This window comes from Erwinia pyri (assembly GCF_030758455.1).
Lineage (GTDB): Bacteria > Pseudomonadota > Gammaproteobacteria > Enterobacterales > Enterobacteriaceae > Erwinia > Erwinia pyri.
Map to the genome: position 1 here is coordinate 674,083 of NZ_CP132353.1, position 26,426 is coordinate 700,508.

General features: G+C 55.2%; 22 protein-coding genes and 1 riboswitch. Of the genes, 11 read left to right on the forward strand and 11 right to left on the reverse strand.

Going from position 1 to position 26,426, the window contains the following annotated elements; all coding sequences use genetic code 11:
- Nucleotides 1–349: 349 nt before the first annotated feature.
- Complete coding sequence (locus tag Q3V30_RS03185; protein ID WP_306210391.1) at nt 350–2,089, reverse strand: glycerol-3-phosphate dehydrogenase/oxidase; 1,740 nt, start codon at nt 2,087–2,089, stop codon at nt 350–352.
- A 332-nt stretch (nt 2,090–2,421) separates the two neighbouring features.
- Between Q3V30_RS03185 and Q3V30_RS03190 the strand changes: the two genes are divergently transcribed.
- Nucleotides 2,422–3,573 (forward strand): porin, encoded by a 1,152-nt coding sequence (locus tag Q3V30_RS03190; protein ID WP_306210394.1) that lies wholly within the window; start codon nt 2,422–2,424, stop codon nt 3,571–3,573.
- Between the two features lie 174 nt (nt 3,574–3,747).
- On the opposite strand, the gene Q3V30_RS03195 is transcribed toward Q3V30_RS03190, so the two are convergent.
- Complete coding sequence (locus tag Q3V30_RS03195; RefSeq protein ID WP_306210397.1) at nt 3,748–4,137, reverse strand: tautomerase family protein; 390 nt, start codon at nt 4,135–4,137, stop codon at nt 3,748–3,750.
- A gap of 136 nt (nt 4,138–4,273) precedes the next feature.
- Between Q3V30_RS03195 and Q3V30_RS03200 the strand changes: the two genes are divergently transcribed.
- Both Q3V30_RS03200 and mug read left to right on the forward strand, forming a co-directional pair.
- Complete coding sequence (locus Q3V30_RS03200) at nt 4,274–5,197, forward strand: LysR substrate-binding domain-containing protein (RefSeq protein ID WP_306210399.1); 924 nt, start codon at nt 4,274–4,276, stop codon at nt 5,195–5,197.
- Between the two features lie 2 nt (nt 5,198–5,199).
- Nucleotides 5,200–5,727 carry a G/U mismatch-specific DNA glycosylase gene (mug, locus tag Q3V30_RS03205; RefSeq protein WP_306210401.1) on the forward strand — a complete coding sequence of 176 codons (528 nt, stop codon included), beginning with the start codon at nt 5,200–5,202 and terminating at the stop codon, nt 5,725–5,727.
- Between the two features lie 367 nt (nt 5,728–6,094).
- Here the strand turns inward: mug and rpoD are convergent, their stop codons facing one another.
- The 3 genes from rpoD to rpsU form a co-directional block, all read right to left on the reverse strand.
- Nucleotides 6,095–7,936 (reverse strand): RNA polymerase sigma factor RpoD, encoded by a 1,842-nt coding sequence (gene rpoD, locus Q3V30_RS03210; protein ID WP_306210403.1) that lies wholly within the window; start codon nt 7,934–7,936, stop codon nt 6,095–6,097.
- A 170-nt stretch (nt 7,937–8,106) separates the two neighbouring features.
- The gene (gene dnaG / locus Q3V30_RS03215) at nt 8,107–9,852 is read right to left on the reverse strand and encodes a DNA primase (RefSeq protein WP_306210405.1); all 1,746 of its coding nucleotides are present in this window, start codon (nt 9,850–9,852) and stop codon (nt 8,107–8,109) included.
- A 112-nt stretch (nt 9,853–9,964) separates the two neighbouring features.
- On the reverse strand, nt 9,965–10,180 hold the full coding sequence (gene rpsU, locus Q3V30_RS03220; RefSeq protein WP_001144069.1) for a 30S ribosomal protein S21: 216 nt from the start codon (nt 10,178–10,180) through the stop codon (nt 9,965–9,967).
- Nucleotides 10,181–10,483: 303 nt separating this feature from the next.
- Between rpsU and tsaD the strand changes: the two genes are divergently transcribed.
- On the forward strand, nt 10,484–11,497 hold the full coding sequence (tsaD, locus tag Q3V30_RS03225; RefSeq protein WP_306210407.1) for a tRNA (adenosine(37)-N6)-threonylcarbamoyltransferase complex transferase subunit TsaD: 1,014 nt from the start codon (nt 10,484–10,486) through the stop codon (nt 11,495–11,497).
- Between the two features lie 92 nt (nt 11,498–11,589).
- Here tsaD and plsY read toward each other — a convergent pair whose 3' ends face one another.
- On the reverse strand, nt 11,590–12,207 hold the full coding sequence (plsY, locus tag Q3V30_RS03230) for a glycerol-3-phosphate 1-O-acyltransferase PlsY (RefSeq protein ID WP_306210409.1): 618 nt from the start codon (nt 12,205–12,207) through the stop codon (nt 11,590–11,592).
- Between the two features lie 107 nt (nt 12,208–12,314).
- Between plsY and folB the strand changes: the two genes are divergently transcribed.
- Nucleotides 12,315–12,674, forward strand: coding sequence for a bifunctional dihydroneopterin aldolase/7,8-dihydroneopterin epimerase (folB, locus tag Q3V30_RS03235; protein WP_306210411.1), 360 nt, complete (start codon nt 12,315–12,317; stop codon nt 12,672–12,674).
- Nucleotides 12,675–12,818: 144 nt separating this feature from the next.
- The gene (gene bacA / locus Q3V30_RS03240; RefSeq protein ID WP_306213052.1) at nt 12,819–13,637 is read left to right on the forward strand and encodes an undecaprenyl-diphosphate phosphatase; all 819 of its coding nucleotides are present in this window, start codon (nt 12,819–12,821) and stop codon (nt 13,635–13,637) included.
- Nucleotides 13,638–13,690: 53 nt separating this feature from the next.
- Here the strand turns inward: bacA and Q3V30_RS03245 are convergent, their stop codons facing one another.
- Together Q3V30_RS03245 and Q3V30_RS03250 are read right to left on the reverse strand one after the other, a co-directional pair.
- Nucleotides 13,691–14,917, reverse strand: coding sequence for a multifunctional CCA addition/repair protein (locus tag Q3V30_RS03245; RefSeq protein WP_306210413.1), 1,227 nt, complete (start codon nt 14,915–14,917; stop codon nt 13,691–13,693).
- 137 nt (nt 14,918–15,054) lie between these two features.
- Entirely contained in the window at nt 15,055–15,675 is a 621-nt protein-coding gene (locus Q3V30_RS03250) for a TIGR04211 family SH3 domain-containing protein (RefSeq protein ID WP_306210415.1), read from the reverse strand.
- Nucleotides 15,676–15,954: 279 nt separating this feature from the next.
- Between Q3V30_RS03250 and Q3V30_RS03255 the strand changes: the two genes are divergently transcribed.
- From Q3V30_RS03255 to hldE, 3 genes are all read left to right on the forward strand, one after another.
- Nucleotides 15,955–17,262: a CYTH domain-containing protein gene (locus Q3V30_RS03255; RefSeq protein WP_306210417.1), complete on the forward strand. Its 1,308-nt coding sequence runs from the start codon at nt 15,955–15,957 to the stop codon at nt 17,260–17,262.
- 68 nt (nt 17,263–17,330) lie between these two features.
- Entirely contained in the window at nt 17,331–20,165 is a 2,835-nt protein-coding gene (gene glnE, locus Q3V30_RS03260) for a bifunctional [glutamate--ammonia ligase]-adenylyl-L-tyrosine phosphorylase/[glutamate--ammonia-ligase] adenylyltransferase (RefSeq protein WP_306210420.1), read from the forward strand.
- Between the two features lie 146 nt (nt 20,166–20,311).
- Nucleotides 20,312–21,739 (forward strand): bifunctional D-glycero-beta-D-manno-heptose-7-phosphate kinase/D-glycero-beta-D-manno-heptose 1-phosphate adenylyltransferase HldE, encoded by a 1,428-nt coding sequence (gene hldE / locus Q3V30_RS03265; protein ID WP_306210422.1) that lies wholly within the window; start codon nt 20,312–20,314, stop codon nt 21,737–21,739.
- 68 nt (nt 21,740–21,807) lie between these two features.
- Here the strand turns inward: hldE and ubiK are convergent, their stop codons facing one another.
- Nucleotides 21,808–22,221 carry a ubiquinone biosynthesis accessory factor UbiK gene (gene ubiK, locus Q3V30_RS03270; protein ID WP_306210423.1) on the reverse strand — a complete coding sequence of 138 codons (414 nt, stop codon included), beginning with the start codon at nt 22,219–22,221 and terminating at the stop codon, nt 21,808–21,810.
- Between the two features lie 147 nt (nt 22,222–22,368).
- Nucleotides 22,369–22,519, forward strand: a riboswitch (FMN riboswitch).
- Nucleotides 22,520–22,627: 108 nt separating this feature from the next.
- Between ubiK and ribB the strand changes: the two genes are divergently transcribed.
- Nucleotides 22,628–23,284 carry a 3,4-dihydroxy-2-butanone-4-phosphate synthase gene (ribB, locus tag Q3V30_RS03275; RefSeq protein WP_306210425.1) on the forward strand — a complete coding sequence of 219 codons (657 nt, stop codon included), beginning with the start codon at nt 22,628–22,630 and terminating at the stop codon, nt 23,282–23,284.
- 50 nt (nt 23,285–23,334) lie between these two features.
- Here ribB and zupT read toward each other — a convergent pair whose 3' ends face one another.
- Nucleotides 23,335–24,102: a zinc transporter ZupT gene (gene zupT, locus Q3V30_RS03280; protein WP_306210427.1), complete on the reverse strand. Its 768-nt coding sequence runs from the start codon at nt 24,100–24,102 to the stop codon at nt 23,335–23,337.
- Between the two features lie 196 nt (nt 24,103–24,298).
- On the opposite strand from zupT, the gene ygiD reads away from it, so the two are divergent.
- Nucleotides 24,299–25,084, forward strand: coding sequence for a 4,5-DOPA-extradiol-dioxygenase (gene ygiD, locus Q3V30_RS03285; RefSeq protein ID WP_306210430.1), 786 nt, complete (start codon nt 24,299–24,301; stop codon nt 25,082–25,084).
- 180 nt (nt 25,085–25,264) lie between these two features.
- Here the strand turns inward: ygiD and Q3V30_RS03290 are convergent, their stop codons facing one another.
- The gene (locus tag Q3V30_RS03290; RefSeq protein ID WP_306210433.1) at nt 25,265–26,425 is read right to left on the reverse strand and encodes a glutathionylspermidine synthase family protein; all 1,161 of its coding nucleotides are present in this window, start codon (nt 26,423–26,425) and stop codon (nt 25,265–25,267) included.
- Nucleotide 26,426 lies beyond the last annotated feature (1 nt).

The following is a 26,426-nucleotide window of genomic DNA, read 5'->3' on the forward strand; positions in this document are numbered from 1 at the left end:
AATATTGGGGCGGCACAGAAGAATGTCCCCGCACCGGCATTTCATTGCACTCTGTTTACACTTTGTTTAACTTTGTATGAATTCCACATCGAAGTGATTAACGTATCAGGCAGCGTTTTCGCGCTACAAAGAGGGAGATATCACGGAAAACGTGCTCTGTGGGGTGGGATATTATTATTATTGTTAAATAAAATTAATATTCCCTTTCGCTGACCGGGCCGCTGTTCAGATGCAGGAATTCAGATTTAAGTCACACTCTACAGGGAGGGGCGGTAAGCCTTTTGTGTCGCCACCAGGCCCACCGCCGTTTTTGCAGGCGAGTCAGGGTAAATCAGAAAGCGAGGCGAAGTCAGGATGGCGAGGATGGCGGTAAAAGTCTGCCAAGCCCGTGCCGGGCAGCCAGACGGCTCAGGGTTTCCGCAACGTGCTGTTCCTTATCGTGAACAGACCAGCTACGCTCCTGCGCCAGCAGCGCGGCTACCTCTTCAATCAGCGGGAGGGTAAGCTGGCCGCTGACAGCAAGATGCGTACGCCTGATCAGCAGGTCCTCCAGCGTCTCTACCTGCTCATAGCGGATAAGGAAACGCAGCTCATTCTGGCTCCACTCCGGGTGGGCCTGCAGCTGTGTGTCGGGTTGCTGCTGCATAAAAGCCATAACCGCTTCTGCCCGCGTACCGTAGCGCGAGAGCAACTGAGCAGTGCGGGTCGGTGACAGCGCATAGGTACTGCTCTGCTGCTTTATCCACTCCTGTCTGCCTGCGGCGGCGGGAAAATGGCTGCCGCCACCAATCGCCATCTCTACGGTGCTTACTTTGCGCTTTTCCCCCAGCAGCTTCAGCACCCGGTCAGCGGCTTGTTCGCCGAAGCTGCGGAATGTGGTCCATTTGCCACCGACCAGACAGAGCGTGGTGAAATCCCGCCCGGCAAGAGGCGGCAGCAGAACCAGCGAGTGGTTACGGGAAATAGTGCCGCTGTGAGTGGCTTCGCTGGCAGGCAGCGGGCGCACACCGCTGAAGGTGTAAAGCACGTCTTCCCCGCTCACCTGAAGGTTGGGGAAAATAAAGCGCAGGGAGTCCAGAATATAGTTCTGCTCCTCCTCTTCGCACACCGCCTCCGGGTTATCTACCCGTATATCGGTTGAACCAACCAGCACGTTGCCGTACCACGGGAACATAATACAGACCCGCCCCTCCTGGTTTTCGTAATAGATCATTTCGCCATCCAGCATCTGCAACAGCGCCGGACTGCGCAGGATCAGATGCGAGCCTTTGGTGCCGCCAATCAGCTTATTTGCTGGCAGGGCGGGGCTTAACGTGCCGTTCAGCTGGTCAATCCATGCGCCGGTAGCGTTCACCACTACATGGGGCGTCAGCGTAAAAGTCTCGCCGCTCAGGAGATCGCGCAGGGTAAGCTTTTCGCCGTCGCACTGCTCAACGCTGAGGTAGTTCAGCGCCAGCGCACCGGGCGCCGCGCGTTCAGCATCCTCAATCAGCTCAAAACCCAGGCGTTCCGGGGCGGCGATCCACGCATCATAATAGGCCGCGCTGTATTTCACCCACCCGGCAAACCCTGGCCAGCGCTGGTGCGTTTGCTGCTGATTATGCATCTGATGTCTGGGCATGGTGCCAAACTGGCGGGACCAGGTATCGTAAAGCGTCAGACCCGTTTTAATCACCAGTGCCCCGCGTCGGCTGGGCTGGTCTGAAAGCTGCAAAAAGCATTTGCCGGCATTCATCAGCCCGCCGGTCCGGCTGCCAATGGGCACAGTGGTACGTAAAGGAGCAACGTAGTGCGGAGCATTCTTCAGCAGCCGATCCCGCTCCTGTACGGACTCTTTAACCAGCCCAAACTCACCGGTTTCCAGATAGCGCAATCCGCCATGGATCATACGCGACAGTGCGCCGCTGGCTGCCTGGCACCAGTCGCCTTTCTCCACCATCACTACCGGGATCCCCTGCAGAGCCAGCTCACGAAAGGTGCTGATGCCGTTGATCCCTCCACCGATAATCAGTACCGGCACGCGGGTAAGCTGGCGGAGCCGCGCCAGTCGCGCATTACGTCCCTCGGGCTCTCTGCTCGCTGATGTCATGCCTTCCTCCCGCTTAACGAACCTCTGTGAGGTATAGCCAGGCAGGAGGAGAACACCACTCTCGCGTTACAAAAGTGTTAACTGGAACGAAGGGGGGCTGCGGAGATAAAAAAATAAAACCAGCAGAGCAGAGAGCAGGAGGGGCGCATGACATAAATAAAATACAGCACAAAATGACCATATTTGTGTGTATTTACGTCAAATGACATATTTTCTTAAAGATTATGTAAGAAAAACCGCACGAAAGGGTCATATAAATCCACATTTTGTCACGCTTCTCAGGCTACTATCTCACCCGGAAAATCTAAGACAATTCTTATCAGGGATCTGTGATGTTAACAAAAATGCGTGTTTTAACTCAGGCCATTGGGCTGGGGCTGCTGGTGGGCAGTGCGTCGTTTGCCGCTCATGCTGAAATTACCGTTCTGAAAGCCGATCCGCAGGCTGGCGACCCGCTTAGCCGCCTGAACTTTACCGTCGGTGGCAGTATTCGTCCGCAATTCAACAATCTGACCGGCGATGGGGATAAAGGTTCCTATAAGCGTAACGGTTTTGATGGCGGCACCCGCTTCCGTTTCCTGGCGGATTACTACCTGTTTGATGATGTAAGCTGGGTAGGTTACTACGAGCTGGGCGTGAATATTCCGGCGCTGTTCAACTGGGACAATCACCATGCTGATAACGATCACGATACCAGTCGCCGTATGCTCTATACCGGTTTCCAGAGCAAAACCTGGGGTAAGCTGACGTTTGGCCAGCAAAACAGCGTTTATTATGATGTTGTTGGCTCAAAAACGGATATCTGGGACTACGACATGTTGGCTCAGGCTCCTGGTATCGGCATTAAAGGTGATTACGACGGCTCTTATCGTTCCCGTAAAATGCTGAAGTATAAAAACACCTTCGGCGATGCTGACCTCTATGCTTCTTACCTGTTTGAAGACAGCGAATATCTGCCGGGTAACGGCCTGCGCTACAAGCGTAACGGCGGCGGCTCGCTGGGCGTGGATTATCACCTGACCAAAGACCTGACCTGGGGCGCGGCCTGGAACTATACCCGTGCAGAGATGCGCAACCCGGGTAACGATGATTCAAAAGCCTACGACCAGAACATCTACGGTACCGCTCTTAGCTGGAAACCGGATAACTGGACCTTCACCTTCGGCGGTGGATACTACCAGGACTTTGCCCCAACTAAACTGAAAGATGTGAATAACTACTTCGCTAACGATGCGTGGGGAATTGAATATCTGGCTGGTTATACCATCCCGGTTGGCCAGTATGGCCTGAAAACCTTTATGCCATACGTTATGGGTGACCGTCTGGAATTTGTTAACGGCCGCGATTACCAACGTATCGATAACGGCGTGGGCGTGACCTTCCAGCTGGATTACGGCTTCCGCGTGGATTACGAGCACGTATTCACCTCCAGCACCGACAACCTGGGTGATATGAACCTGGTTCGTCTGCGTTACGACTTCTGATTTCCTGAACGCTGCAGGGAGCAAGTTCCTCCCTGAGGTGTAGCGAAACCAGCAACGCTCCGGCCTTTGCCGGAGCGTTTTTATTCAGCCAGCGCGGCCACTATTCCTTCCCGAAAAAACGCTGAGTCATCTTCATGACAGGGATCTGCACCTGAGCGTGATGATGCACTGCTGTCACAGGTCGCCAGTCATGTATTGCGCTACGCCGTTACCAAAGCTCCAGTCACCTTTGCTGTTAGTGATAAAACTGATCATCACGTCGCTGGCCAAAATACCGCAGCTCTCTTTCAGCTCCCGGCAGAGTTCCGCCATAAAGAATTGTTTCTGCTCGTCGCTGCGTGGGCTGGTGAAAACCCTTACCATGACCAGGTTATCGGTACGCGTCAGCCCCAGGCCGGTATCTTCAAAAACCATCTGGTAAGGTTTGTTTTCATGAACAATCTGGTAGCGATCGCGCTCTGGCACTTTAAAAGCAGCCAGCACCGCACGGTGAGCGGCATCCAGCAAAGTTCGCATCTCAGATTCTGAACGGCCCTGAATCACATCAAATTGCAGTAAAGGCATACTTTTCCCCTGATATCAGTTAAATCACAGAGAGAGGACAGGCTCTCTGCGGCTATGTCAGAACTCACTTTACGGTGATTAAACGGTGGGAAAAAGCGCTATACTTAAATTGATTATTTACTATAGTGAACAATAGATGAAAGAGGCAAAGAGCGACGCCCTGTGGGTACACCTGCACTGGCTGATGATGCTGGCTGAGCAGGGGAGCTTTACCCGCGCAGCAGAAAGGCTTGAAGTCAGCAAAGCGGCCATGAGTCAGAAAATTAAGGAGCTGGAGCAATTCGCCGGCGTGCCTCTGGTGATGCGAACCACGCGCAGTGTACGGCTCACCAGCGCGGGGGAGAAGCTGGTAGAGGAGCTACGGCTGCCTTTCGCCCAGATCGAGCAGAGCTTCTTCAGCGTGCGTGATTCGGCAGGCCCGCTGCGCGGGTTAATACGGGTTACGGCGCCCGTAGCTTTTGCCCGTCAACAGCTTGTACCCCATATCACCGCTTTTCTGCGTGAACATCCACAGGTTCGTATTCAGTTAGAAGTCTCTGACCGGCTGGTCTCTCTGGCCAGTGAAGGCTTCGACCTGGCTATCCGTCACAGCGACAGCCTGCCGGAAACGCATGTTGCGTTACCGCTTTGCGCCACCCGCGCGCAGGTTGTGGCATCGCCCGCTTATCTGGCTGAACACGGTTTTCCGCAGACGCCGGAAGAACTCAGCGCTCATCAATGCCTTTATTATCCTCGCGGGACGGAAACGCCCCGCTGGACATTCACTTCGTTGCATCAGGGGCAGGCACCGGTGACGGTAAATGTATCCGGCCCCTTTGCGACGAATAACAGTGAATCCATCCGGGATGCCGCGCTGGACGGTCTGGGGATCGCGCTTTTACCCGATTTCAGTGCACGGGCTGCGCTGCGGCAGGGGCGACTGGTGGAGATTTTGCCTGACTGGCAAACGGCCGGAGCATTTGCCAGTACGCTGTATGTGCTGCGCCCGTGGTCTGCTCAGGTGCCCCGCGCCGTCAGCACTTTTATCCACTGGCTGCGTCAGGCTTTTCAGGAGAAGTAAACATGAACGAAACCGATGAACATACGATAACGGATATCCTGGCTCCGGGATTGCGCGTGGTTTTTTGCGGCATCAATCCGGGTAAATCCTCTGCCCATATGGGTTTTCATTTTGCCCATAAAGGGAACCGCTTCTGGAAAACGATCTGGCTGGCGGGCTTTACGACCCGGCAGCTGAAGCCGGAACAGGAGCAGCAGCTGCTTGATACCGGCTGCGGTATTACCATGCTGGTGGAGCGTCCCACTAAGGAAGCGACTGAACTGTCGCGTGACGAATTGCGTGAAGGGGGCAGGGCGCTGATTGAGAAAATTCAGGTCTACCAGCCCACTGCTTTAGCTGTACTGGGTAAACAGGCATGGAAGCAGGCGGCCAGGGTCAGCAAGGTGGAGTGGGGCAGGCAGCCGCATACCATCGGCGAAACGGAAGTTTGGGTGTTGCCCAACCCAAGCGGCCTGAACCGTGCTTCTCAGGATGAGCTGACGGCTGCCTATCGTGAGTTAGATGTGGCGCTGGCGGCGCGGGGTCGTTAATTCACGGGGAGCGGTAGCCGCGTTTCAGCCCGGTTGCATAAAAATTAGTGCCAGATCGTACTTTAGTGAATCAGAAGGAAGTAAGCGAAGCGAGTGCGCTACACTGCGCGACGGGTGCTCAGGATCTTTCTGTCCTGAGTTGCCGGGACAGAAAGAGAAAAGCCCCACTTGACGTTAATCAAAGTGAGGCCGCTCTTACATCGCACAATGTAAAGGTAGCCTTTTACCCGCTGAAAAGCAATGGAGAAGGAGGCCAAAGATGGCACAAAAAATGTTCACCCTCTGTTTAATAGTGGTCTGGTGAGCACCCTTCGGACATAAAAAAAGCCCCGGCCTGTGCCGGGGCTTTTTACCTGCTCAGGACAAATTAATCGTCCAGGAAGCTACGCAGTACTTCAGAGCGGCTTGGATGACGCAGTTTACGCAGCGCCTTCGCTTCAATCTGACGGATACGCTCACGTGTCACGTCAAACTGTTTGCCCACTTCTTCCAGCGTATGGTCGGTATTCATATCAATACCAAAGCGCATACGCAGCACTTTCGCTTCACGAGCGGTCAGGCCAGCCAGCACATCGTGCGTGGCAGAACGCAGGCTCTCGGAGGTGGCTGAGTCCAGCGGCAGCTCCAGCGTGGTGTCTTCGATAAAATCACCCAGATGCGAATCTTCATCATCACCAATCGGCGTCTCCATGGAGATCGGCTCTTTAGCGATTTTCAGCACCTTACGGATCTTATCTTCCGGCATCAGCATGCGCTCGGCCAGCTCTTCCGGCGTCGGCTCACGGCCCATCTCCTGCAGCATCTGGCGAGAGATACGGTTGAGCTTGTTAATGGTCTCAATCATATGCACCGGAATACGAATGGTGCGCGCCTGGTCAGCAATGGAGCGGGTGATAGCCTGACGGATCCACCAGGTGGCATAAGTTGAGAACTTATAACCACGACGATATTCAAACTTATCAACCGCTTTCATCAGACCAATGTTACCTTCCTGGATCAAGTCCAGGAACTGCAGGCCACGGTTGGTATACTTTTTGGCAATGGAGATAACCAGACGCAAGTTTGCTTCAACCATCTCTTTCTTCGCACGGCGAGCCTTGGCTTCACCGATAGACATACGACGGTTGATATCCTTAACCTGCTCGATAGTCAGGCCGGTCTCTTCTTCAATCTGACCCAGCTTCATCAGACCACGCTGCACGTCTTCAGAAACATCTTTCAGCTTTTCAGACCATGGCTTGTTCATCGCCAGAGCCGCTTTAAACCAGGTTTCGCTGGTTTCATTGCCGGTGAAGAGCGTGATGAAGTTCTTCTTCGGCATCTTACAGATCTCAACACAGAGCTTCATGATCAGACGTTCTTGCGTACGAACGCGGTCCATCATGGTGCGCATGTTGTTTACCAGGAAGTCGAACTGCTTCGGCACCAGGCGGAACTGTTTGAAGACGTCAGAAAGATTCTGAATCTCGGTAACGGCATCGGCGTGACTGCGGCCTTTGGCTTTGATAACGGTACGCGCTTTCTCGTACTGTACGCGCAGGTCGTTAAACTTCTCGCGCGCCAGTTCCGGATCGATGCTGTTGTCATCGTCGGCGGTGTCGTCATCTTCTTCATCTTCATCTTCGTCGTCGTCACGCTCATCTTCAGAAAGCTCCGACCCTACATGTGTTGCGGTAGGGGCGATATCTTCTTCAGCGTTAGGATCGACAAAACCGGTAATCATATCAGACAGGCGTGCTTCGCCCGCTTCAACGCGATCGTACTGCTCCAGCAGATAGGTAATCGCTTCCGGATATTCAGCAACGGAACACTGTACCTGGTTGATACCGTCTTCGATGCGTTTAGCGATGTCGATTTCGCCTTCGCGCGTCAGCAGTTCAACGGTACCCATTTCACGCATGTACATGCGAACCGGGTCAGTTGTACGTCCGATTTCAGATTCAACGCTGGATAACACTTGAGCAGCCGCTTCGGCAGCATCTTCGTCCGTGTCGCTGCTGTTTTCGTTCAGCATCAGATCGTCGGCATCAGGCGCTTCTTCCACAACCTGGATGCCCATATCGTTGATCATCTGAATGATGTCTTCGATCTGATCGGAGTCGACGATATCTTCCGGCAGATGGTCATTGACCTCGGCATAGGTCAGATAGCCTTGCTCTTTACCACGGGTGACAAGAAGCTTAAGCTGTGACTGCGGGTTTTGCTCCATAAGACGGTATCCACACTTCTGTTAAATTAGATTGGTGTCGGTCAGCTATGCATGATGCCAACAATAACAGTGAGGGCGTTGGATTTTTGCCGCTGCCCATCGAAGCGGCTGCCAGGCTCGACCTGGCGCATTATCGGCACTTAAGCCGCGGATATTCTGTAATAGTTATCTTATTTCTTTGCTAAAGCCTGGCTCAGCGTCCAGAACTCGCGGCGTTCTTCCGCGTTCAGTCCATGGGTGCGGTCGCGCGCAATCAGCTCTTCAAGCCTGCGCTCCAGCGCCGCGTCATACATGCTGGCCAGCGAATCCTTAAACATAGTTTCCACTTCATCTTCTACGATCATGTGGTTCCATGTGGCCAGAGTTTCAAGGCTCTGGCTAAATTTTGTTCCACGGTATAACTCTAGTAGCTGTCCAGTGGTCAGGCCAGGATGAGCAACGCAAGTGCTCACTAACTCCACAAATAGTGGAAAGCCCGCCATCTCTGACGCCTGCAGCCCGTCAAGGGGCGGAACCATCGCCGCCAGCGCCGGATTCTGAATCAGTAACCCAATCAGTATACGCATGGTGGTGCGTTTAAGCTGCGGCTGCTGCGGCGGTTTCGCATTCTCGCCCTGTTTTGGCATCAGCTTGTCCAGCTGATTATCATCCAGGATGCCTAACTTGCTTCCCAGCGTCTGCCGCAAATAGATACGTAACGTTTCGCCGGGAACCTGACTAATCAGCGGTAATGCCAGCGTACTGAGCTGAGCGCGACCATCCGGCGAACGCAAATCCACCTGCGGCAGCAGCGTGTCAAACAGGAAAGCGGAGAGCGGCATAGCCTGCTCCATCCTGGCTTCAAAAGCTTCTTTTCCCTCTTTACGCACCAGCGTATCGGGATCTTCGCCATCCGGCAGGAACATAAAGCGTAGCTGACGACCGTCATTCATGTAAGGCAATGCGGTTTCCAGCGCTCGCCATGCTGCTTCCCGGCCCGCTCTGTCGCCGTCATAGCAACATATAACGTTATCGGTCGTGCGAAACAGAAGTTGAATATGTTCAGGCGTGGTAGAGGTCCCCAACGACGCAACGGCATAATCGATGCCAAACTGCGCCAGCGCCACCACATCCATATAGCCTTCCACCACCAGCAGCTTCGCCGGTTCAGGATGCTTTTTTTGCGCTTCATAGAGGCCGTACAACTGCCGGCCCTTGTGAAAAATATCCGTTTCCGGTGAGTTAAGGTATTTCGGTACGCCATCGCCAAGCACGCGGCCGCCAAACCCTATCACCCGCCCGCGCTTGTCGTGGATCGGGAACATCACCCGCTCGCGGAAGCGGTCGTAACTGCGGCCCTGATCGTTAGTGACCAGCATGCCCGCATCGATCAATGCCTGGCGATCGTCCTGATTGCGACCAAATCGCTTCAGGGCGTTATCCCAGCCTGCGGGAGCGAAGCCGATAGAGAAATGCCTGATGACATCGTCACTCAGACCACGATTAGCGAGGTATTCGCGCGCGGCGGCTGCCTGACTCTGCGAAAGCGACTGCTGATAAAACTCGTTCAGGCCGCCCATCAATTGATAGAGACTCTGGCGCTGATGGCGCTCAAGCTGGCTGGGACCCGTGCCGCTTTCATAGGGCACTTCAAGGCCGTAAAGCGTAGCCAGCTCCTCAATGCTCTCCACAAATTCCAGACGATCGTAATTCATCAGGAAGTCGACGGCATTGCCGTGAGCGCCACAGCCGAAGCAGTGGTAAAACTGTTTTTCACCGTTCACGGTGAAAGAGGGGGTTTTTTCGTTATGGAAAGGACAGCACGCGTGGTAGTTCTTGCCCTGCTTCTTTAACTTTACGCGCGCATCGATAAGATCCACGATGTCCGTGCGTGCCAGCAAGTCATTGATAAATACACGTGGAATTCGTCCAGCCATAAGCCCCGGTTTATCAGCTCATAAACGAGAACAAGCCGCGCATTCCTTTCGGAAAGCACGGCCTTCTTAACTACTTACTTATCTGTATTGCGTGAGGGCGAACCCTCAAAGATTAGTACAGACGAGTACGGCGTGCGTTTTCGCGAGCCAATTTCTTCGCGTGGCGTTTAACAGCAGACGCTTTAGCGCGCTTACGTTCGGTAGTCGGTTTTTCATAAAACTCACGACGACGAACTTCAGCCAGAACGCCTGCTTTCTCGCATGAACGCTTGAAGCGACGCAGTGCTACGTCAAATGGCTCGTTTTCACGTACTTTAATTACCGGCATGTAACTCTCACCTCGATAAATTCGGTTTTGTTGCTGACGTCGGTGCCAGCTTGTTTCAAAATGGTGCGGAATTTTACTCCAACACAGGCCGCGTTGTAAAGCACCATAGCATAATGTCACCAACAGATGCGCCTGTGCCACTGCCGGTTTTTTTCAGGCCAAGGAGTATACATCAATGCGTGCGCGGCGGCGAAAATATTTTCCCCAGCATTATCAGTGAGTCACGCTTTTGGCTGCAAAATTGGCGCCTCTGGCCTGGCCTTCATGCTACACTGCGCGCCGCAAGAATGAGGTAAAAAAGCCATGCGTGTACTCGGAATTGAAACGTCCTGCGATGAAACGGGGATCGCCATCTACGATGAGGCGGCCGGTTTACTCGCTAATCAACTTTACAGCCAGGTTAAACTGCACGCCGATTACGGCGGCGTAGTACCGGAACTGGCGTCGCGCGATCACGTGCGTAAAACGGTGCCGCTTATCCAGGCTGCTCTGCAGGAAGCGGGATTACAGGCACAGGATATTGATGCGGTTGCCTATACCGCAGGCCCTGGCCTGGTGGGTGCCTTACTGGTAGGCGCAACGATCGGTCGCTCTCTGGCGTTTGCCTGGGATGTGCCTGCCATCCCGGTACACCATATGGAAGGCCATCTGCTGGCTCCGATGCTGGAGGAGAATCCGCCGGAGTTTCCTTTTGTGGCGCTGCTGGTCTCGGGCGGACATACCCAGCTGATCAGCGTAACAGGTATCGGTGAATACACGCTGCTGGGCGAGTCCGTTGACGATGCGGCGGGAGAAGCGTTCGACAAAACGGCGAAGCTGCTGGGGCTGGATTACCCGGGCGGTCCGCTGCTCTCTAAGATGGCGCAGGCTGGAACAGAAAAGCGTTTTGTCTTTCCGCGTCCGATGACCGACCGTCCGGGGCTCGATTTCAGCTTTTCCGGCTTAAAGACCTTTGCAGCGAATACCATCCGTGAAAACAGCGATGATGCTCAGACCCGTGCCGATATTGCCCGCGCGTTTGAGGATGCGGTAGTTGATACGCTGGCGATCAAATGCAAACGTGCGCTGGAGCAGACCGGTTTTAAAAGGCTGGTGATTGCTGGCGGCGTCAGCGCTAACCGGACATTACGCAGTAAAATGGCTGAAGTGATGAAAGCGCGCGGCGGCGAAGTTTTTTATGCGCGGCCTGAGTTCTGCACCGATAACGGGGCGATGATCGCCTATGCCGGGCTGGTTCGTCTGAAGGGCGGGACTCATGCTGAACTGAGCGTCACGGTGCGCCCGCGCTGGCCGTTGGCGGAGTTGCCCGCTATCTGACGTATAAACAGAGCTTCATATTAACGCCTGATGAAACCTCATCGGGCGTTTTTCATTTACCCCTTCACCTGTTTGTCTCTGCCTGCGCCGGATTACTCAAGCGGCCGCTCTTCTTTCTTCTTTTTCTTCTTCCAGATCTTTGTTTCCTGCCCACGCCACAGACGTTGAATATTGTCATGGTGACGCAGTAAAACCAGGCAGGAGAGCATCGCGACCGGGAAGGTCAACTGGGGTTTAAACCACCAGACGTAGAAAGGAGCAATCAGGGCGCTGATAATGGCACCCAGCGAGGAGTAGCCGCTCAGCAGCACGGTGAGGAGCCATGTCCCGGTCATCAATCCCGTTAAATCCCAGCCGATAGGCGCAATGGCACCAAACGCCGTCGCCACCCCTTTGCCGCCCTTGAAATGGAAAAAGACTGGATAGATGTGGCCCAGGCAGGCGGCAATGGCGATCAGGCCAAGATAGAGCGGAGAAACACCATAGTGGTAAGCCAGCCAGACCGGCAGCATCCCTTTAAGAACGTCAAACACCAGCACCAGAACCGCGGGGACTTTTCCGCCGATTCGCAATACGTTGGTGGTGCCAGGGTTTCCTGAACCATTCAGGCGGGGGTCGGGCAATCTGAACAGACGGCAAACCAGGATCGCGCTGGAAATGGAGCCGCACAGATACGCGAAAAGAATCATACCAAGCGCGAATACACTCATAACACCGTTCCATCCCTTAGGGGTCGTTTTGTTCTCATCATCCGTGGATAATACGCATAATCCGCCGGAAGTGGTATCCGGCAACCACAAAAACAGAGACCAGCATCATGGATATCGTATTTATAGAACAACTGTCGGTGATCACCACCATTGGTGTTTACGAGTGGGAACAAACGATTCAGCAGAAGCTGGTGTTCGATGTCGAAATGGCCTGGGACAATCGCCAGGCGGCAGCCAGTGATGATGTCAGCGACTGCCTGAGCTATGCCGATGTGGCTGAGGCGATCGTTGAGCATGTGGCGGGGGGCAAATTTGCCCTGGTTGAGCGGGTGGCTGAAGAAGTCGCCTCGCTGCTGCTGGCGCGTTTCAACTCACCCTGGGTGCGCATAAAGCTCAGCAAGCCAGGCGCAGTGGCCCAGGCGGCTCAGGTTGGCGTAATTATCGAACGCGGGACTAATCCGAAATAAATTCAATGTGATTGCCATCACAACGAAACCAAACCACATTATGCTCTGTCTTAAGGTTGGCCTAATTCTTGTCAGGCACAATTTTGGCGGATGCGTGAAGCAGCCGCCTTTTTACTGGATTTAAAACGGATAGGGGTAGATTTGATGGCAGATATTCATCAGCTATGGGTGGCAGCAATACTTGGCATTGTTGAAGGGTTAACAGAATTTCTTCCTGTTTCTTCCACCGGGCACATGATCATTGTCGGTCATCTGTTGGGATTTGAAGGCGATAAGGCAGAAACGTTTGAAGTGGTTATCCAGCTGGGTTCAATCCTGGCGGTGGTAGTGATGTTCTGGCGTCGTCTGTTTGGTCTGATTGGCATCCATTTTGGCAAAGTTCCACACGAAGGTACGGGCAAGGGTCATCTTTCGCTGATCCACATTCTGCTGGGCATGGCACCGGCCGTAGTGGTTGGTCTGGTTTTTCATGACCAAATCAAACAACTCTTTAATCCCATTAACGTAATGTATGCGCTGGTTGTTGGCGGCGTGCTGCTGCTGGCGGCGGAGTACCTGAAGCCTAAACAGCCGAAAGCCGAGGGCATCGATGACATGACCTATCGTCAGGCATTTATCATTGGCTGCTTCCAGTGCCTGGCGTTGTGGCCGGGCTTCTCCCGCTCTGGCGCCACTATCTCTGGCGGTATGCTGATGGGTGTAAGCCGCTATGCGGCTGCGGAGTTCTCTTTCGTGCTGGCGGTACCAATGATGATTGGCGCAACGGTGCTGGATCTCTACAGAAGTATGGGCTTCCTCTCCATGGCTGATTTCCCGATGTTTGCCGTAGGTTTCGTAGTAGCCTTTATCGTGGCGCTGATCGCGATTAAAGTCTTCCTGAAGCTGATCCAGCGCATCTCGTTTGTACCTTTCGCCATCTATCGCTTTATCGTGGCGGCAGCGGTTTACATGATTTTTGTGTAATTAAACGCTTGTTCCCGAAGCCAGCTCCTTTCAGGTCCGGCTTCGGGAACGGTTTAAAGCTGCTGTTCCCTCCAGTGGGACAAAGCGGCAATCCTTCTTCTGGTTAACTCTTCCCTGACCTCCACGCCTTTAAATCCGGCCGCCACGACCTCTTTTGTGGACACGCCCAGTGCGATTTCAAACGCTTTACGCAGACAATCGCCCTGAGGATAGGCGTTGCTTTCAAATCCTGTTCGTCCCCGGGCGTCAGCTTCACTGGTCAACGCAATCTGTTCCACGCGGTGCGGCTTTCGCCAGGCATCAATGCGATCAAAGAGCGCGATCAGCGTTTCCGGGCTCTGGCGTTCAATGGTGTGCACCACATCGTGAAATTCGGTCACCAGCAGCGCCAAATCACGGATAGCGTTGGGAACGCGAAGGCGCTGGCACAGGGCTGCCACTAAAGGCACGCCCGCCGGTCCGTGACCGTGATGGCTGGGCCATTTTTCGGGCGGCGTCAGCGCTTTACCAACATCATGAAACAGCGTGGCAAAGCGGACATCGACCTCGGGGCTGAGCTGGGCTGCAATCGCCAGCGTCATCAGCGTATGTACACCGGTATCAATTTCAGGATGCCATTTCGCCGGGGCAGGAATGCCATAAAGATTATCCAGCTCAGGAAAGAGCACCGCCAGTGCGCCGCAGTCCCGCAGTACCTGAAAATAGATCTGTGGATTGCGGGTTTCCAGCGCTTTTTCGGTCTCTTTCCACACGCGTTCCGGCGTCAGCGTGTTCAGCTCGCCGCTTTCTGCCATCCAGCGCATTAACGCCTGGGTTTCTTCGGCAACCACAAAATTGAGGTGGGCAAAACGCGCTGCAAACCGTGCCACGCGCAGCACGCGCAGGGGATCTTCCTGGAAGGCCTGAGAGACATGCCGTAGCTGGCGCTGCTGGAGATCGGCGCGGCCCTGCCAGGGATCGTAGAAATGGCCCTGTTCGTCCTGGGCAATAGCGTTGATGGTCAGATCGCGGCGCTGTAAATCCTGCTCAAGAGTGACATCCGGCGCGGAGTAGCAGACAAAACCGGTATAACCGCTGCCGTTTTTCCGCTCCGTGCGGGCGAGAGCATACTCTTCGTGTGTCTCTGGATGCAGGAAGACCGGAAAATCACGGCCCACCTGCTCAAAGCCCTGACGCAGCATCTCTTCGGGTGAGGCACCCACAACTACCCAATCTTTGTCTTTGACCGGCAGATTTAACAGTGCATCGCGTACCGCGCCACCGACAAGGTAAGTCTTCACTACCGCGCTCCTGATCTGTTTGTTTTATGCATCATACTTGAAGTGTAGAACCATCCCAACGTTGTGCGGCCCATGCTTTCCTGAAGGCATGCCAAAAAGGGCATCAATAGATGCCCTGAGAACTTTACCCGGAGAGGTCAGTTCATCCAGCGATCTTTCTTTTTACGGCTGGGGATCATGTGCGGCAGTAACAGGCCTAACAGCAGACCCACGCCAGCCACACCGCCGCCGTACATAAACCACTGCATAATGATGGTGCGCTGTTTATCATCCAGCTGAACGTTGGCCGCGCTCACTTTTTTCTGCGCCACCACCAGCTGATTTTTCAGCTTCTGGTTTTCCTCTTTCAGGCTGTTAATCGCCCCATCGCTACCCGCCACTTTCTTCTGCATCTCGGCAGTACGCTGGTTCCAGCTGCCATCAATATTAGCCAGCTTGTCAGTGAGATCTTTTACCTGCTGCTCAAGCTGTGGCACGCGCGTCCGCAGGCTTGGCTGCTGGCTGAGCTGTGCTTCGGGGATCCAGGTTGTGCGGCCGTTGGCATCGCGAATCTGCGCATAGTGCGTGCTGTCGTTGGTTTGTAGCAGCTCAACCTGCTCACCAGCATTCAGGGTGCCAACCAGGCGGAAACTGTCGCTGGGGCCACTGCGCACCCAGGTTGAAAGCTCGTCGGAAATATAGCGCTTCTCTTCGGCATGAACGGATGCTGCTACGCTAAAAGTCAGTAAAGTGAGGCCAATAAAATGTATTTTTTTCATTCGATGTCTTGTTTACGTGAATCCTGGACAAAAGTAATGGCACAGTCTGGAGCTGGCTCGCATAAAGCTGAATGAGAACTTTCCTGGTCTCAGGCCAGTGCGAGGCGTGGTGCGAAAGCATAATAAAGCCGAGACAGCCACGGCGATTCTGCATTACTCTTCACCTCATATCTGGCCGATTTGGCTCGCCGTTTTCTGCTGCTCAGGCGCCATGAAACGGGCAGGGAAATCAGGCCAACACTCCATTTACCGTACCGCTAATCATCTGATTAAGAAAATATGACCATCGAAATCGAAGTAAAGTTCATTGCCACGCCGGAAGCCGCTAAAAATCTGCCTGCCCGCCTGGTGGCCTGGCCGCATCAGCATACGGCGCCGCTGAAACTGACCAATATCTATTTTGAAACAGCAGAGAGCCAGCTCCGCCGTTGGGATATGGGGCTGCGCATCCGCGGGTTTGATGACCGCTATGAAATGACGCTGAAAGCGGCGGGGCAAACCGTCGGCGGCCTGCACCAGCGGCCCGAATACAATGTGGATATTGAAAAGCCAGAACTGGCGATTGATCGCCTTCCTGCCGAGATCTGGCCTGAAGGGTGCGATGTTGCGGCGCTTCAGCAGCAGCTTAAGCCGCTGTTCAGCACTAATTTTGTTCGTGAAAGGTGGGTGGTTACTTACAAGGAAAGCGAGATAGAGATTGCTTTCGATCAGGGCGAAGTCAGCGCTGGAGCATTAAGCGAGCCGCTGTGTGAGATTGAGCTGGAGCTGAAAAGCGGAGAGAGGGATGACCTGCTGGCCTTTGCAGCAGAGCTGACGGATCTGGGCGGATTACGGTTGGGCAGCCTGAGTAAGGCCGCCAGAGGGTATGCGCTGGCCAGAGGCAATCCAGCCCGCGAACTGCGGCCGCTCACGGTGATGAAAGTCAAACCGAAAGCCACGGTTGAAGAGGGGATGCTGGCTGCCTTCACGCTGGCGCTGAGCCAGTGGCAGTATCATGAAGAGCTGTGGCTGCGTGGCAACAGCGCGGCGCAGCATGAGGTCCGCCAGGCGCTTGAAGCGCTGCGTCAGACCTTTTCGCTGTTTGGTTCGCTGGTTCCCCGTAAAGCGAGCAACGAGCTGCGTCACTCTCTGACGGGCCTGGAAGAAGCGCTGCTTGAAGAGCAGGTGCAGGCGGAATCGCTCTGCTTCACGCCACTCTCCTTACGTACCCAGTTGGCGCTTACTAACTGGATAGTGACCGAGCGCTGGCGTGGGTTTATCGATGCTAAAGCGGATGCCAAGCTGCAGGGCTCGTTCAAGCGCTTCTCTGACATTATGCTGGGCAGGATTGCCGCCGATTTAAAAGAGACCTTTGCCTCAGTAAAGCAGATGAATGAGTATCAGGACAAACTGACGCGGCTGCATCGGCAACTGCTGGCAGCACGCTTGCTGGCGGGCGCTTATGACCCTGCCGCCGTGGAAGCCTGGATGCAAAGCTGGGAACAGCTGGCGCAGGCGATTGAATCTGGTCAGGAAGTCTGGCTGGAAAGCCACAGCCGACAGGCGCTGAAGCAGGCGGCTTTCTGGAAAAACGGCACGGCTCTCTGATCCTCTCCACGGGTTAGGCCGGAACAGTGCAGACAGAGCATTAATCAACGCGTTAACAGGGAGTTTTTATGTTGTCACCACCTTTGCCAGCTTTGCCCCCTTCTCTGGCACTACAGGCTCAACAGCTCAGCCCGGAAATGAGCGCGCTGAGTCAGGCAGAACAGGGCGCGCTGGTTTTCAGTGATTTCATGCTGGAAAACCTGACGCGTCAGCCAGAGTGGTGGCAGCACCTGCAGCAGCAGCCTCCGCAACCCGCGGAGTGGCAATACTATCCGGCATGGCTGGCGGAAAAGCTGGCAGAAGTGACGGATGAGAATGCATTGATGCGAACGTTGCGGCTGTTCCGCCGCCATATGCTTACCCGCATAGCGTGGATGCAGACGCTGGCGCTCAGCAGCACCGAAGAGTCCCTGAAACAGCTCAGCGAACTGGCAGAAACGCTGATCGTTGCCGCGCGTGACTGGCTGTGGCTGGCCTGCTGTCGGGAATTCGGCACGCCCATGAATGCCGCCGGGGAGCCGCAGCCTTTACTGATCCTGGGTATGGGCAAACTGGGTGGCGGAGAGCTGAACTTCTCATCGGATATCGATCTGATCTTTACGTGGCCGGAAAACGGCACCACCTCCGGTGGCCGCCGTGAGCTGGATAACGCCCAGTTTTTCACCCGCCTTGGGCAACGCTTAATTAAGGTGCTGGATCAACCCACGGCAGAGGGCTTTGTTTATCGGGTAGATATGCGTCTCCGGCCGTTTGGCGAGAGCGGGCCGCTGGTGCTGAGCTTCGCTGCGCTGGAGGATTACTATCAGGAGCAGGGCCGCGACTGGGAACGGTATGCGATGGTCAAAGCACGGCTGATGGGCGGCACGGACGATCGCTGGAGCCAGGAGCTTGAGCTGATGCTGCGGCCTTTTATCTATCGCCGCTATATCGATTTCAGCGTCATTCAGTCCCTGCGAAATATGAAGAGCATGATCGCCCGTGAGGTGCGGCGGCGTGGCCTGAAAGATAATATCAAGCTGGGCGCAGGCGGGATCCGCGAAACAGAATTTATCGTCCAGGTATTCCAGCTCATTCGTGGCGGCCGGGAACGTTCGCTGCAGCTGCGCTCACTACTCCCCACGCTACAGGCAATTGGCGATCTCAATCTCCTGCCGGCAGACCAGGTCGCTCAGCTGCAGGAGACTTACCTCTTCCTGCGCCGTCTGGAAAATCTGCTGCAGAGCATCAACGATGAACAGACCCAGACGCTGCCAGTTGACGATCTGAACCGCGCGCGGCTCGCATGGGCGATGGGGGAGGAGAGCTGGGAAGCGCTGACCGGGAAGCTGGAAAATCATATGGCGGCAGTCCGCGCTATTTTTGACGATCTTATTGGCGATGATACGCCAGAGACGGGCGGTAGCGTTGAGGCGGATGAATATGGCGTGCTCTGGCAGGATCGGCTGGAAGAGGCCGATCTTATCCCGCTGGTTCCTCAACTTGCAACCGACGCCAGGCAGCGCCTTCTGCAGGTGATTCAGGATTTCCGTCAGGATGTGGATAAGCGCACTATCGGTCCGCGGGGCAGACAGGCACTGGATCAGCTGATGCCCCGCCTGCTGAGTGAGGTCTGTCTGCGGGAGGATGCGGCGGTGACGCTCAGCAGGCTGACGCCGCTGCTGCTGGGCATAGTCACCCGCACCACCTATCTGGAACTGCTCACTGAATACCACGGCGCGCTCAAGCACCTGATCCGCCTGTGCGCCGCGTCGCCGATGATAGCCAGCCAGCTGGCGCGCTACCCCCTGCTGCTTGATGAGCTGCTCGATCCGGCCACGCTTTATCAGCCGACGGCAACCGATGCCTATCGCGATGAGCTGCGGCAATATCTGCTGCGTATCCCGGAAGAGGATGAGGAGCAGCAGCTTGAAGCGCTGCGCCAGTTCAAACAGGCACAGCATCTGCGCATTGCCGCTGCGGATATAGCTGAAACGTTGCCGGTGATGAAGGTAAGCGATCACCTGACCTGGCTGGCAGAAGCGATGATTGAGCAGGTGGTGCAGCAGGCCTGGCAGATGATGGTGCAGCGCTATGGACGGCCTTCTCACCTTACTCACCAGCAGGAGCGCGGTTTTGCCGTAGTGGGTTACGGTAAGCTTGGCGGCTGGGAGCTGGGCTACAGCTCCGATCTGGATCTGGTCTTTCTGCATGACTGCCCGGCGGAGGCGGTAACCGACGGCGAGCGCAGTATTGACGGACGGCAGTTCTATCTCCGTCTGGCCCAGCGCGTTATGCACCTGTTCAGTACGCGGACCTCATCAGGCATTTTATATGAGGTTGATGCCCGGTTACGTCCTTCCGGCGCCGCCGGGATGCTGGTCAGCACTTTTGACGCCTTTGATGATTACCAGAGAAATGAAGCCTGGACCTGGGAGCACCAGGCGCTGGTGCGGGCGCGGATCGTCTTTGGTGAGACGGCGCTGAGCCAGCGCTTCGACGAGATCCGTCGCGGTATTCTCTGCCTGCCGCGGGAAGCAGAAAAGCTGAAAACCGAGGTGCGGGAAATGCGTGAAAAAATGCGTACGCATACCGGCAATAAGCATAAAGGACGCTGGGATATCAAAGCTGATCAGGGCGGCATCACCGATATTGAGTTCATTACGCAATATCTGGTCTTACGCTTTGCGGCCAGTGAAGCAAAACTCACGCGCTGGTCCGATAATGTTCGTATCCTGGCGCTGCTGGCCAGCGATGGCCGTATCACGCAGCAGGAAGCAGAGGCGTTAACCAACGCCTACACCACGCTACGCGATGCGCTGCATCATCTGGCTTTACAGGCGCTGCCGGGTCACGTCCCACCGGAAGCCTTCAGTGAAGAAAAAGCGGTGGTAAACAGCAGCTGGCAACGCTGGTTTGGTGAGTGAGCGCTTACATGACAAAGCGTTGTTTCCAGCAGTAGCTGGCAGCATCAGCGCTTAATCTGCCTCTGCGCCGCAGGTAAATGTGCGGGATAGCCAGCTTATGCTATCATCGCGCGCACTATTTTTGACTTCAGCCTGGAGTGTCTGGAATGAAAATTACGCTGCCCGATTTTAACCGTGCAGGTGTTCTGGTTGTTGGCGACGTGATGCTGGATCGCTACTGGTACGGCCCAACCAGCCGCATCTCCCCTGAAGCCCCGGTGCCCGTTGTGAAAGTGGATAACGTTGAGGAACGTCCGGGCGGCGCGGCTAACGTAGCCATGAATATTGCTTCACTGGGCGCGGGTTCACGCCTGGTGGGGTTAACAGGCAAGGATGATGCAGCGCGTGCGCTGGATGCGACCCTGAGCGGCGTTAACGTGCAGTGCGACTTTGTGGCGGTGGCGACCCATCCCACCATTACCAAGCTGCGTATCCTGTCGCGTAATCAGCAGCTGATCCGCCTGGATTTTGAAGAAGGTTTTGAAGGTGTGGATCCGGAGCCTCTGCATGAGCGCATCCGCGAGGCGCTGCCGACCTCCGGCGCACTGGTGCTCTCCGATTATGCCAAAGGGGCGCTGGCAACCGTTGAACGCATTATCCAGATTGCCCGTGAAGCGAAGGTGCCGGTACTGGTTGACCCCAAAGGCACCGATTTTGAACGCTATCGCGGCGCCACCATCCTGACGCCCAATCTCTCTGAGTTTGAAGCGGTGGTGGGCAAGTGCAGGGACGAAGCGGAAATTGTTGAGCGCGGCATGGCGCTGATGACGCAATACGATCTTTCGGCGCTGCTGGTTACCCGTTCTGAGAATGGCATGACGCTGCTGCAACCCGGCAAAAAGCCGTTCCATCTGCCCACGCAGGCGCAGGAAGTTTATGATGTGACCGGTGCAGGCGACACGGTCATTGGCGTGCTGGCGGCTGCCCTGGCGGCGGGAAATACGCTGGAAGAGAGCTGTTTCCTCGCTAACGCGGCTGCGGGTGTGGTGGTGGGTAAACTCGGGACCTCAACGGTTTCTCCTGTTGAGCTGGAAAACGCCATTCGCGCGCGGCCGGAGTCGGGCTTTGGCGTGATGGATGAGGCGCAGCTTAAAGAGGCCGTAGCCCTTGCGCGTCGTCGCGGCGAAAAAGTGGTGATGACCAACGGCTGTTTTGACATCCTCCATGCCGGACACGTCTCCTATCTGGCCAACGCCCGCAAGCTGGGCGACAGGCTGATTGTGGCGGTAAACAGCGATGCCTCTACCAAACGCCTGAAGGGCGAGAGCCGTCCAATTAATCCGTTGGTTAACCGGATGATTGTGCTGGGCGCGCTGGAAGCCGTTGACTGGGTGGTGCCTTTTGAAGAGGATACGCCGCAACGAGTGATTGCCGATATCCTGCCGGATCTGCTGGTTAAAGGCGGAGACTATAAGCCGGAAGAGATCGCTGGCAGCGAAGAGGTGTGGGCTAACGGCGGCGAGGTTCGGGTGCTGAACTTTGAAGATGGCATCTCAACCAGCAACATCATTAAAGCGATCAAGTCGAAAAAGTAAATTCTGGCTTAATCACAGAGACAAAAAGGGCGATCTGAGATCGCCCTTTTTTATTCCCTTCGATCGGCTTACTGCTTATCGATCGCGTCTGTTGGGGTGACCGGCGCGGCTGGATCCGTAGAGGCTGCGGGAGAAGCGGGAGCCGCAGAGGCGTGCGTTGCACCCGGGGTAACGGAAGAGGTTGAAACCGGAGCCGCTGAAGAGAGCGGCGCGGCGGCAGGAGCAGGATCCGTTGCCGTAGTCCCCCGGCTTTCCAGTTCAGCAATACGCTGTTCCAGCGCGGCGAGCTTTTCACGGGTGCGTAATAACACCTGCGTCTGCACATCAAACTCTTCACGATTCACTAAATCCAGACGAGTCAGCTGTGATTGCAGCGTCTGACGAATTTTTTTCTCAACGTCGTCGCCGAACTCACGGATGCCTTTAGGCATAGACTCGTGCACCTGGCGGGCGAGTTGTTCAATTTTTTTCGGGTCAATCATAGCGGCATCCTGGTAGCGGCAAAGTTTCTCTAAGTGTAATGCGATAATCCAAAAGGATAAACCAGAAATCCCTAAAGCGGAAACAGGGCAAACGAATCGCACATTTTGTTCGTTGCCCGGAATTTTTATCGGCGTTATAGTAATTGGGCTTATTCTCAGGGCGGGGCGAAATTCCCCACCGGCGGTAAATCAGCGTTGCTGAAAGCCCGCGAGCGCTTCAGGCCTGCCGGTCTGAAGGTCAGCAGACCCGGTGTGACTCCGGGGCCGACGGTTAGAGTCCGGATGGGAGAGAGTAACGTATCTGGCCGGGCCTGCGCCCGCCTCGCCGTTATTTTTTGTCACTGCATGACACTCCTAAGCACGCCCTGATTCTGGTAACCCATACATTTTATAAGGTTTTATTACCATGAATCAGACGCTACTTTCTGAATTTGGCACGCCGCAGCAGCGTGTGGAACGGGCTCTCGCAGCATTGCGCGAAGGGCGCGGCGTGATGGTGTTAGACGATGAAGATCGCGAAAACGAAGGCGATATGATCTTCGCTGCAGAGACCATGACCGTTGAGCAGATGGCACTGACCATTCGCCACGGCAGCGGCATCGTTTGCCTTTGCCTGACTGAAGAACGTCGTCGTCAGCTTGAACTGCCGATGATGGTTGAAAACAATACCAGCTCCTATGGCACCGGCTTTACCGTGACTATTGAAGCGGCTAAAGGGGTGACCACGGGTGTTTCTGCCCGGGATCGTCTGACCACTATCCGCGCGGCTATCGCTGACAATGCCAAACCTTCCGATCTGAACCGTCCGGGCCATGTCTTTCCGCTTCGCGCCCGCGAAGGCGGCGTTCTGACCCGTGGTGGCCATACTGAAGCCACCATCGATCTGGTTACGCTGGCCGGTTTTAAGCCTGCTGGCGTACTGTGTGAACTGACCAACGATGATGGATCGATGGCTCACGCGCCGGAAGCTATCCTGTTTGCCAGACAGCATGATATGCCGGTAGTGACTATCGAAGATCTGGTCGCTTACCGTCAAAATGACGAGGCGCGTCGGGCAGGTTAACCCGCAGAGCAGAAAAAAACCGGGCGCTGTATGCCCAGTTTTTTTTCATCTTAGCTCAGGCCACTGCTCTGTAGCAGCGTCAGGCTTAATCCCATCACCGCCATCCCGCACAGGACGCCATAGCTGGGGTTATTGTGCGGATCGATCTCTTTAGCCAGCGGCATGAGTTCATCAACAGAGAGCGCCACCATAATTCCGGCAACGGCAGCCATGATAGCGCCCATGATGACCGGTGAAACCAACGGCCCGAGCAGCCAGAATGCCAGCAGCCCGCCGACGATCTCAGCCATGCCGGAAACGCCAGCCCAGAAAATCGCTTTGCTCTTCGAGCCGGTAGCGGCATACATCGGCCCGGCCACCGCAACTCCTTCAGGAATATTGTGGATGGCAACGGCTAAAGCGATACCCAGCCCCATTTCAAGGTCGCTGCTGGCGGTCACAAAGGTGGCGACACCTTCCGGGAAATTATGCAGGCTGATGCCAAGCGTCAGCAAAATCGCGGTGCGGCGCAGGTTAGCTGGCGGCTGACTGCCTTTCAACAGATCCTGGGGATGCTGATGAGGCAGCAGGCGGTCCAGCGCAAAATAGCCAAGCAGACCCACCACAAACATGCCGTAGCCCAAAAGTGGCGACATCCCTTCCGCGCGCAGCGCTGCAGGCAGCATCTCCATCAGCGAGATCAGCAGCATGATCCCAGCCGCAAAACCCAGTGCAAAAGCCAGTACCCGGTTTGACGGTTTTTGCCCTATTACACCCAGAAAGGCGCCGATAAAGGTTGCGCCACCGGCGAGTAAAGTCAGTAACAAAGGCACGGACATAGTGACCTCCTGAAGGAATGAGTAAAGTATAGCCTTTGCTATACCTTAGCAAAAAATACTCAGCAGGAACGTCAGGAATTGTCTGGGCAGATCGTTCAAATTTCCTGAAGATCTTCTTCAGGCTTATCCGGGTTCATCGCCCGTTAAAAGCGCGTAGTGTAGCGCTCATTAAGCCGACACATTCAGGGGAAATATTATGAGTCAGTCACGTATGCCCGCACTTTTTCTGGGTCATGGCAGCCCCATGAATGTGCTGGAAGAGAATGTTTATACTGAAACCTGGCGCGAGCTGGGGAAGACTTTACCGCGCCCGAAAGCGATTGTGGCGGTATCCGCTCACTGGTATACCCGTGGCACCGCGGTCACCGCCATGGAAAAACCCCGCACGATCCACGATTTTGGCAATTTTCCTCAGGCGCTGTTTGATACGCACTATCCAGCCCCCGGATCGCCAGATTTAGCCAGCGCTGTAGCAGAAGCGCTCGCTCCCTTTGAAGTGCATCTGGATCGGGAGTGGGGCTTCGATCACGGCTCCTGGGGCGTGCTGATCAAGATGTATCCTGAGGCGGATATACCGGTGGTCCAGCTCAGTATCGACGGCACGAAACCGCCCGCTTATCATTTTGAACTGGGTCGTAAGCTGGCCGCTTTGCGTGAGCAGGGCATTATGATTGTAGCGAGCGGCAATGTGGTGCATAACCTGCGGATGGTGCGCTGGCAGGGCGAGGCGGAACCTTATGCCTGGGCAAGCTCATTTAACGAATATGTGCGCGAAAACCTGAACTGGGAAGGGGAGGCTGAGCAGCATCCGCTGGTGAATTTTATGCGCCATGAGGGCGCTGAGCTCTCTAACCCGACGCCAGAACACTATCTGCCGTTGCTCTACGTACTGGGCGCGCGGCTGCCTGGTGAAGGGGTATCCGTGCCGGTTGACGGACTGGAGATGGCTTCACTGAGTATGCTCTCTGTGCAGGTAGGATAACGTATCAGGCGGCCGGGACATTCAGGGCAGGTAGAGCATCAGTTTTGACGGCGACTCTGCTGAAGGATAGCGCTGCGTTTGAGCGGGCTGAGTCCGGTTGTGTGCCGGACTCAGCTAAGAGAGGATCCTGTGCTGCGGTTTCAGAAAATTGCTGTTTTCTTCCGCCGCCCGATCCCGCTCTTATTCAATAAACGCATGCGGATAGAAGCGGGAAAGATCCTGAGTGATCAACGCGCGATCTTCCCGCAGACCGATCCCGGCAGGAAGATCGTCAATCAGCCAGCTGCCAATCAGCGTGTAGCTGTCGCCAAATTTAGGCAGCGGATGGAACTGCTGCACAATCATCCCTTCCTCACCATAAGGTCCATCTGCGCGGGCAATTTCCTGCCCCTTATCCATGATGCGGATATTGGCGCCTTCCCGTGAAAACAGTGGCTTAACCACATAGCTATCCATGTGCGGGACCTCATCTTCAGCAAAATAAGCGGGCAGAAGATTAGGATGGCCCGGGAACATTTTCCATAGCATCGGCAGCAGCGCTTTATTGGAGATAATGCTTTTCCACGCCGGTTCCAGCCAGCGAACGCCTGCGTCTTCCAGCTTGGTTGAGAAGACCTCGCGCAGCATAAATTCCCACGGATAGAGCTTGAACAGGTTGCTGATAACCTGATCCTGCACGTCGGTGAACTGTCCCTTTTCGCCTAAACCAATCTCATCGATAAAAAGAAATTCGCCCGGCAAACCCGCTTCCGTCGCACAATCCTGCAGATATTGCACCGTACCGCGATCTTCATCAGTATCGCGGCAGCAGGCAAAGTGCAGCAGGCTGAAGCCATGCTGCTGATGCAACGCCGCAAAGCGCTCAATCAGCTTCTCCTGCAGACTGTTGAACTGGTCGCTGCCTGGCGGGAGGTTCCCTGCGGCGAGCTGATCTTCCAGCCAAATCCACTGGAAAAAAGCGGCTTCATACAGCGAAGTGGGCGTGTCCGCATTGTTCTCCAGCAGCCTGGCGTCGCTCTGGCCATCCCAGGCCAGATCCAGGCGGGAATAGAGCGACGGCTGAGTGGTCTTCCATGACGCGCGAACAAAATCCCAGGTGTGTTTAGGAATGCGAAATTTGGCGAGCAGCTCTTCGCTGTTCACCACTTTATCGACCACCTGTAGACACATCTGGTGCAGCTCGCTGGTTACCTCTTCCAGCTTCTCAACCTGCTGAAGCGTAAACTGGTAGTAAGCATCTTCACACCAGTAAGGCTCGCCGTGCATGGTGTGAAAACGAAAGCCGTACTCGGTGGCTTTCTCACGCCAGTTCGGGCGTTCAGCAATGGCAATACGCTTCATA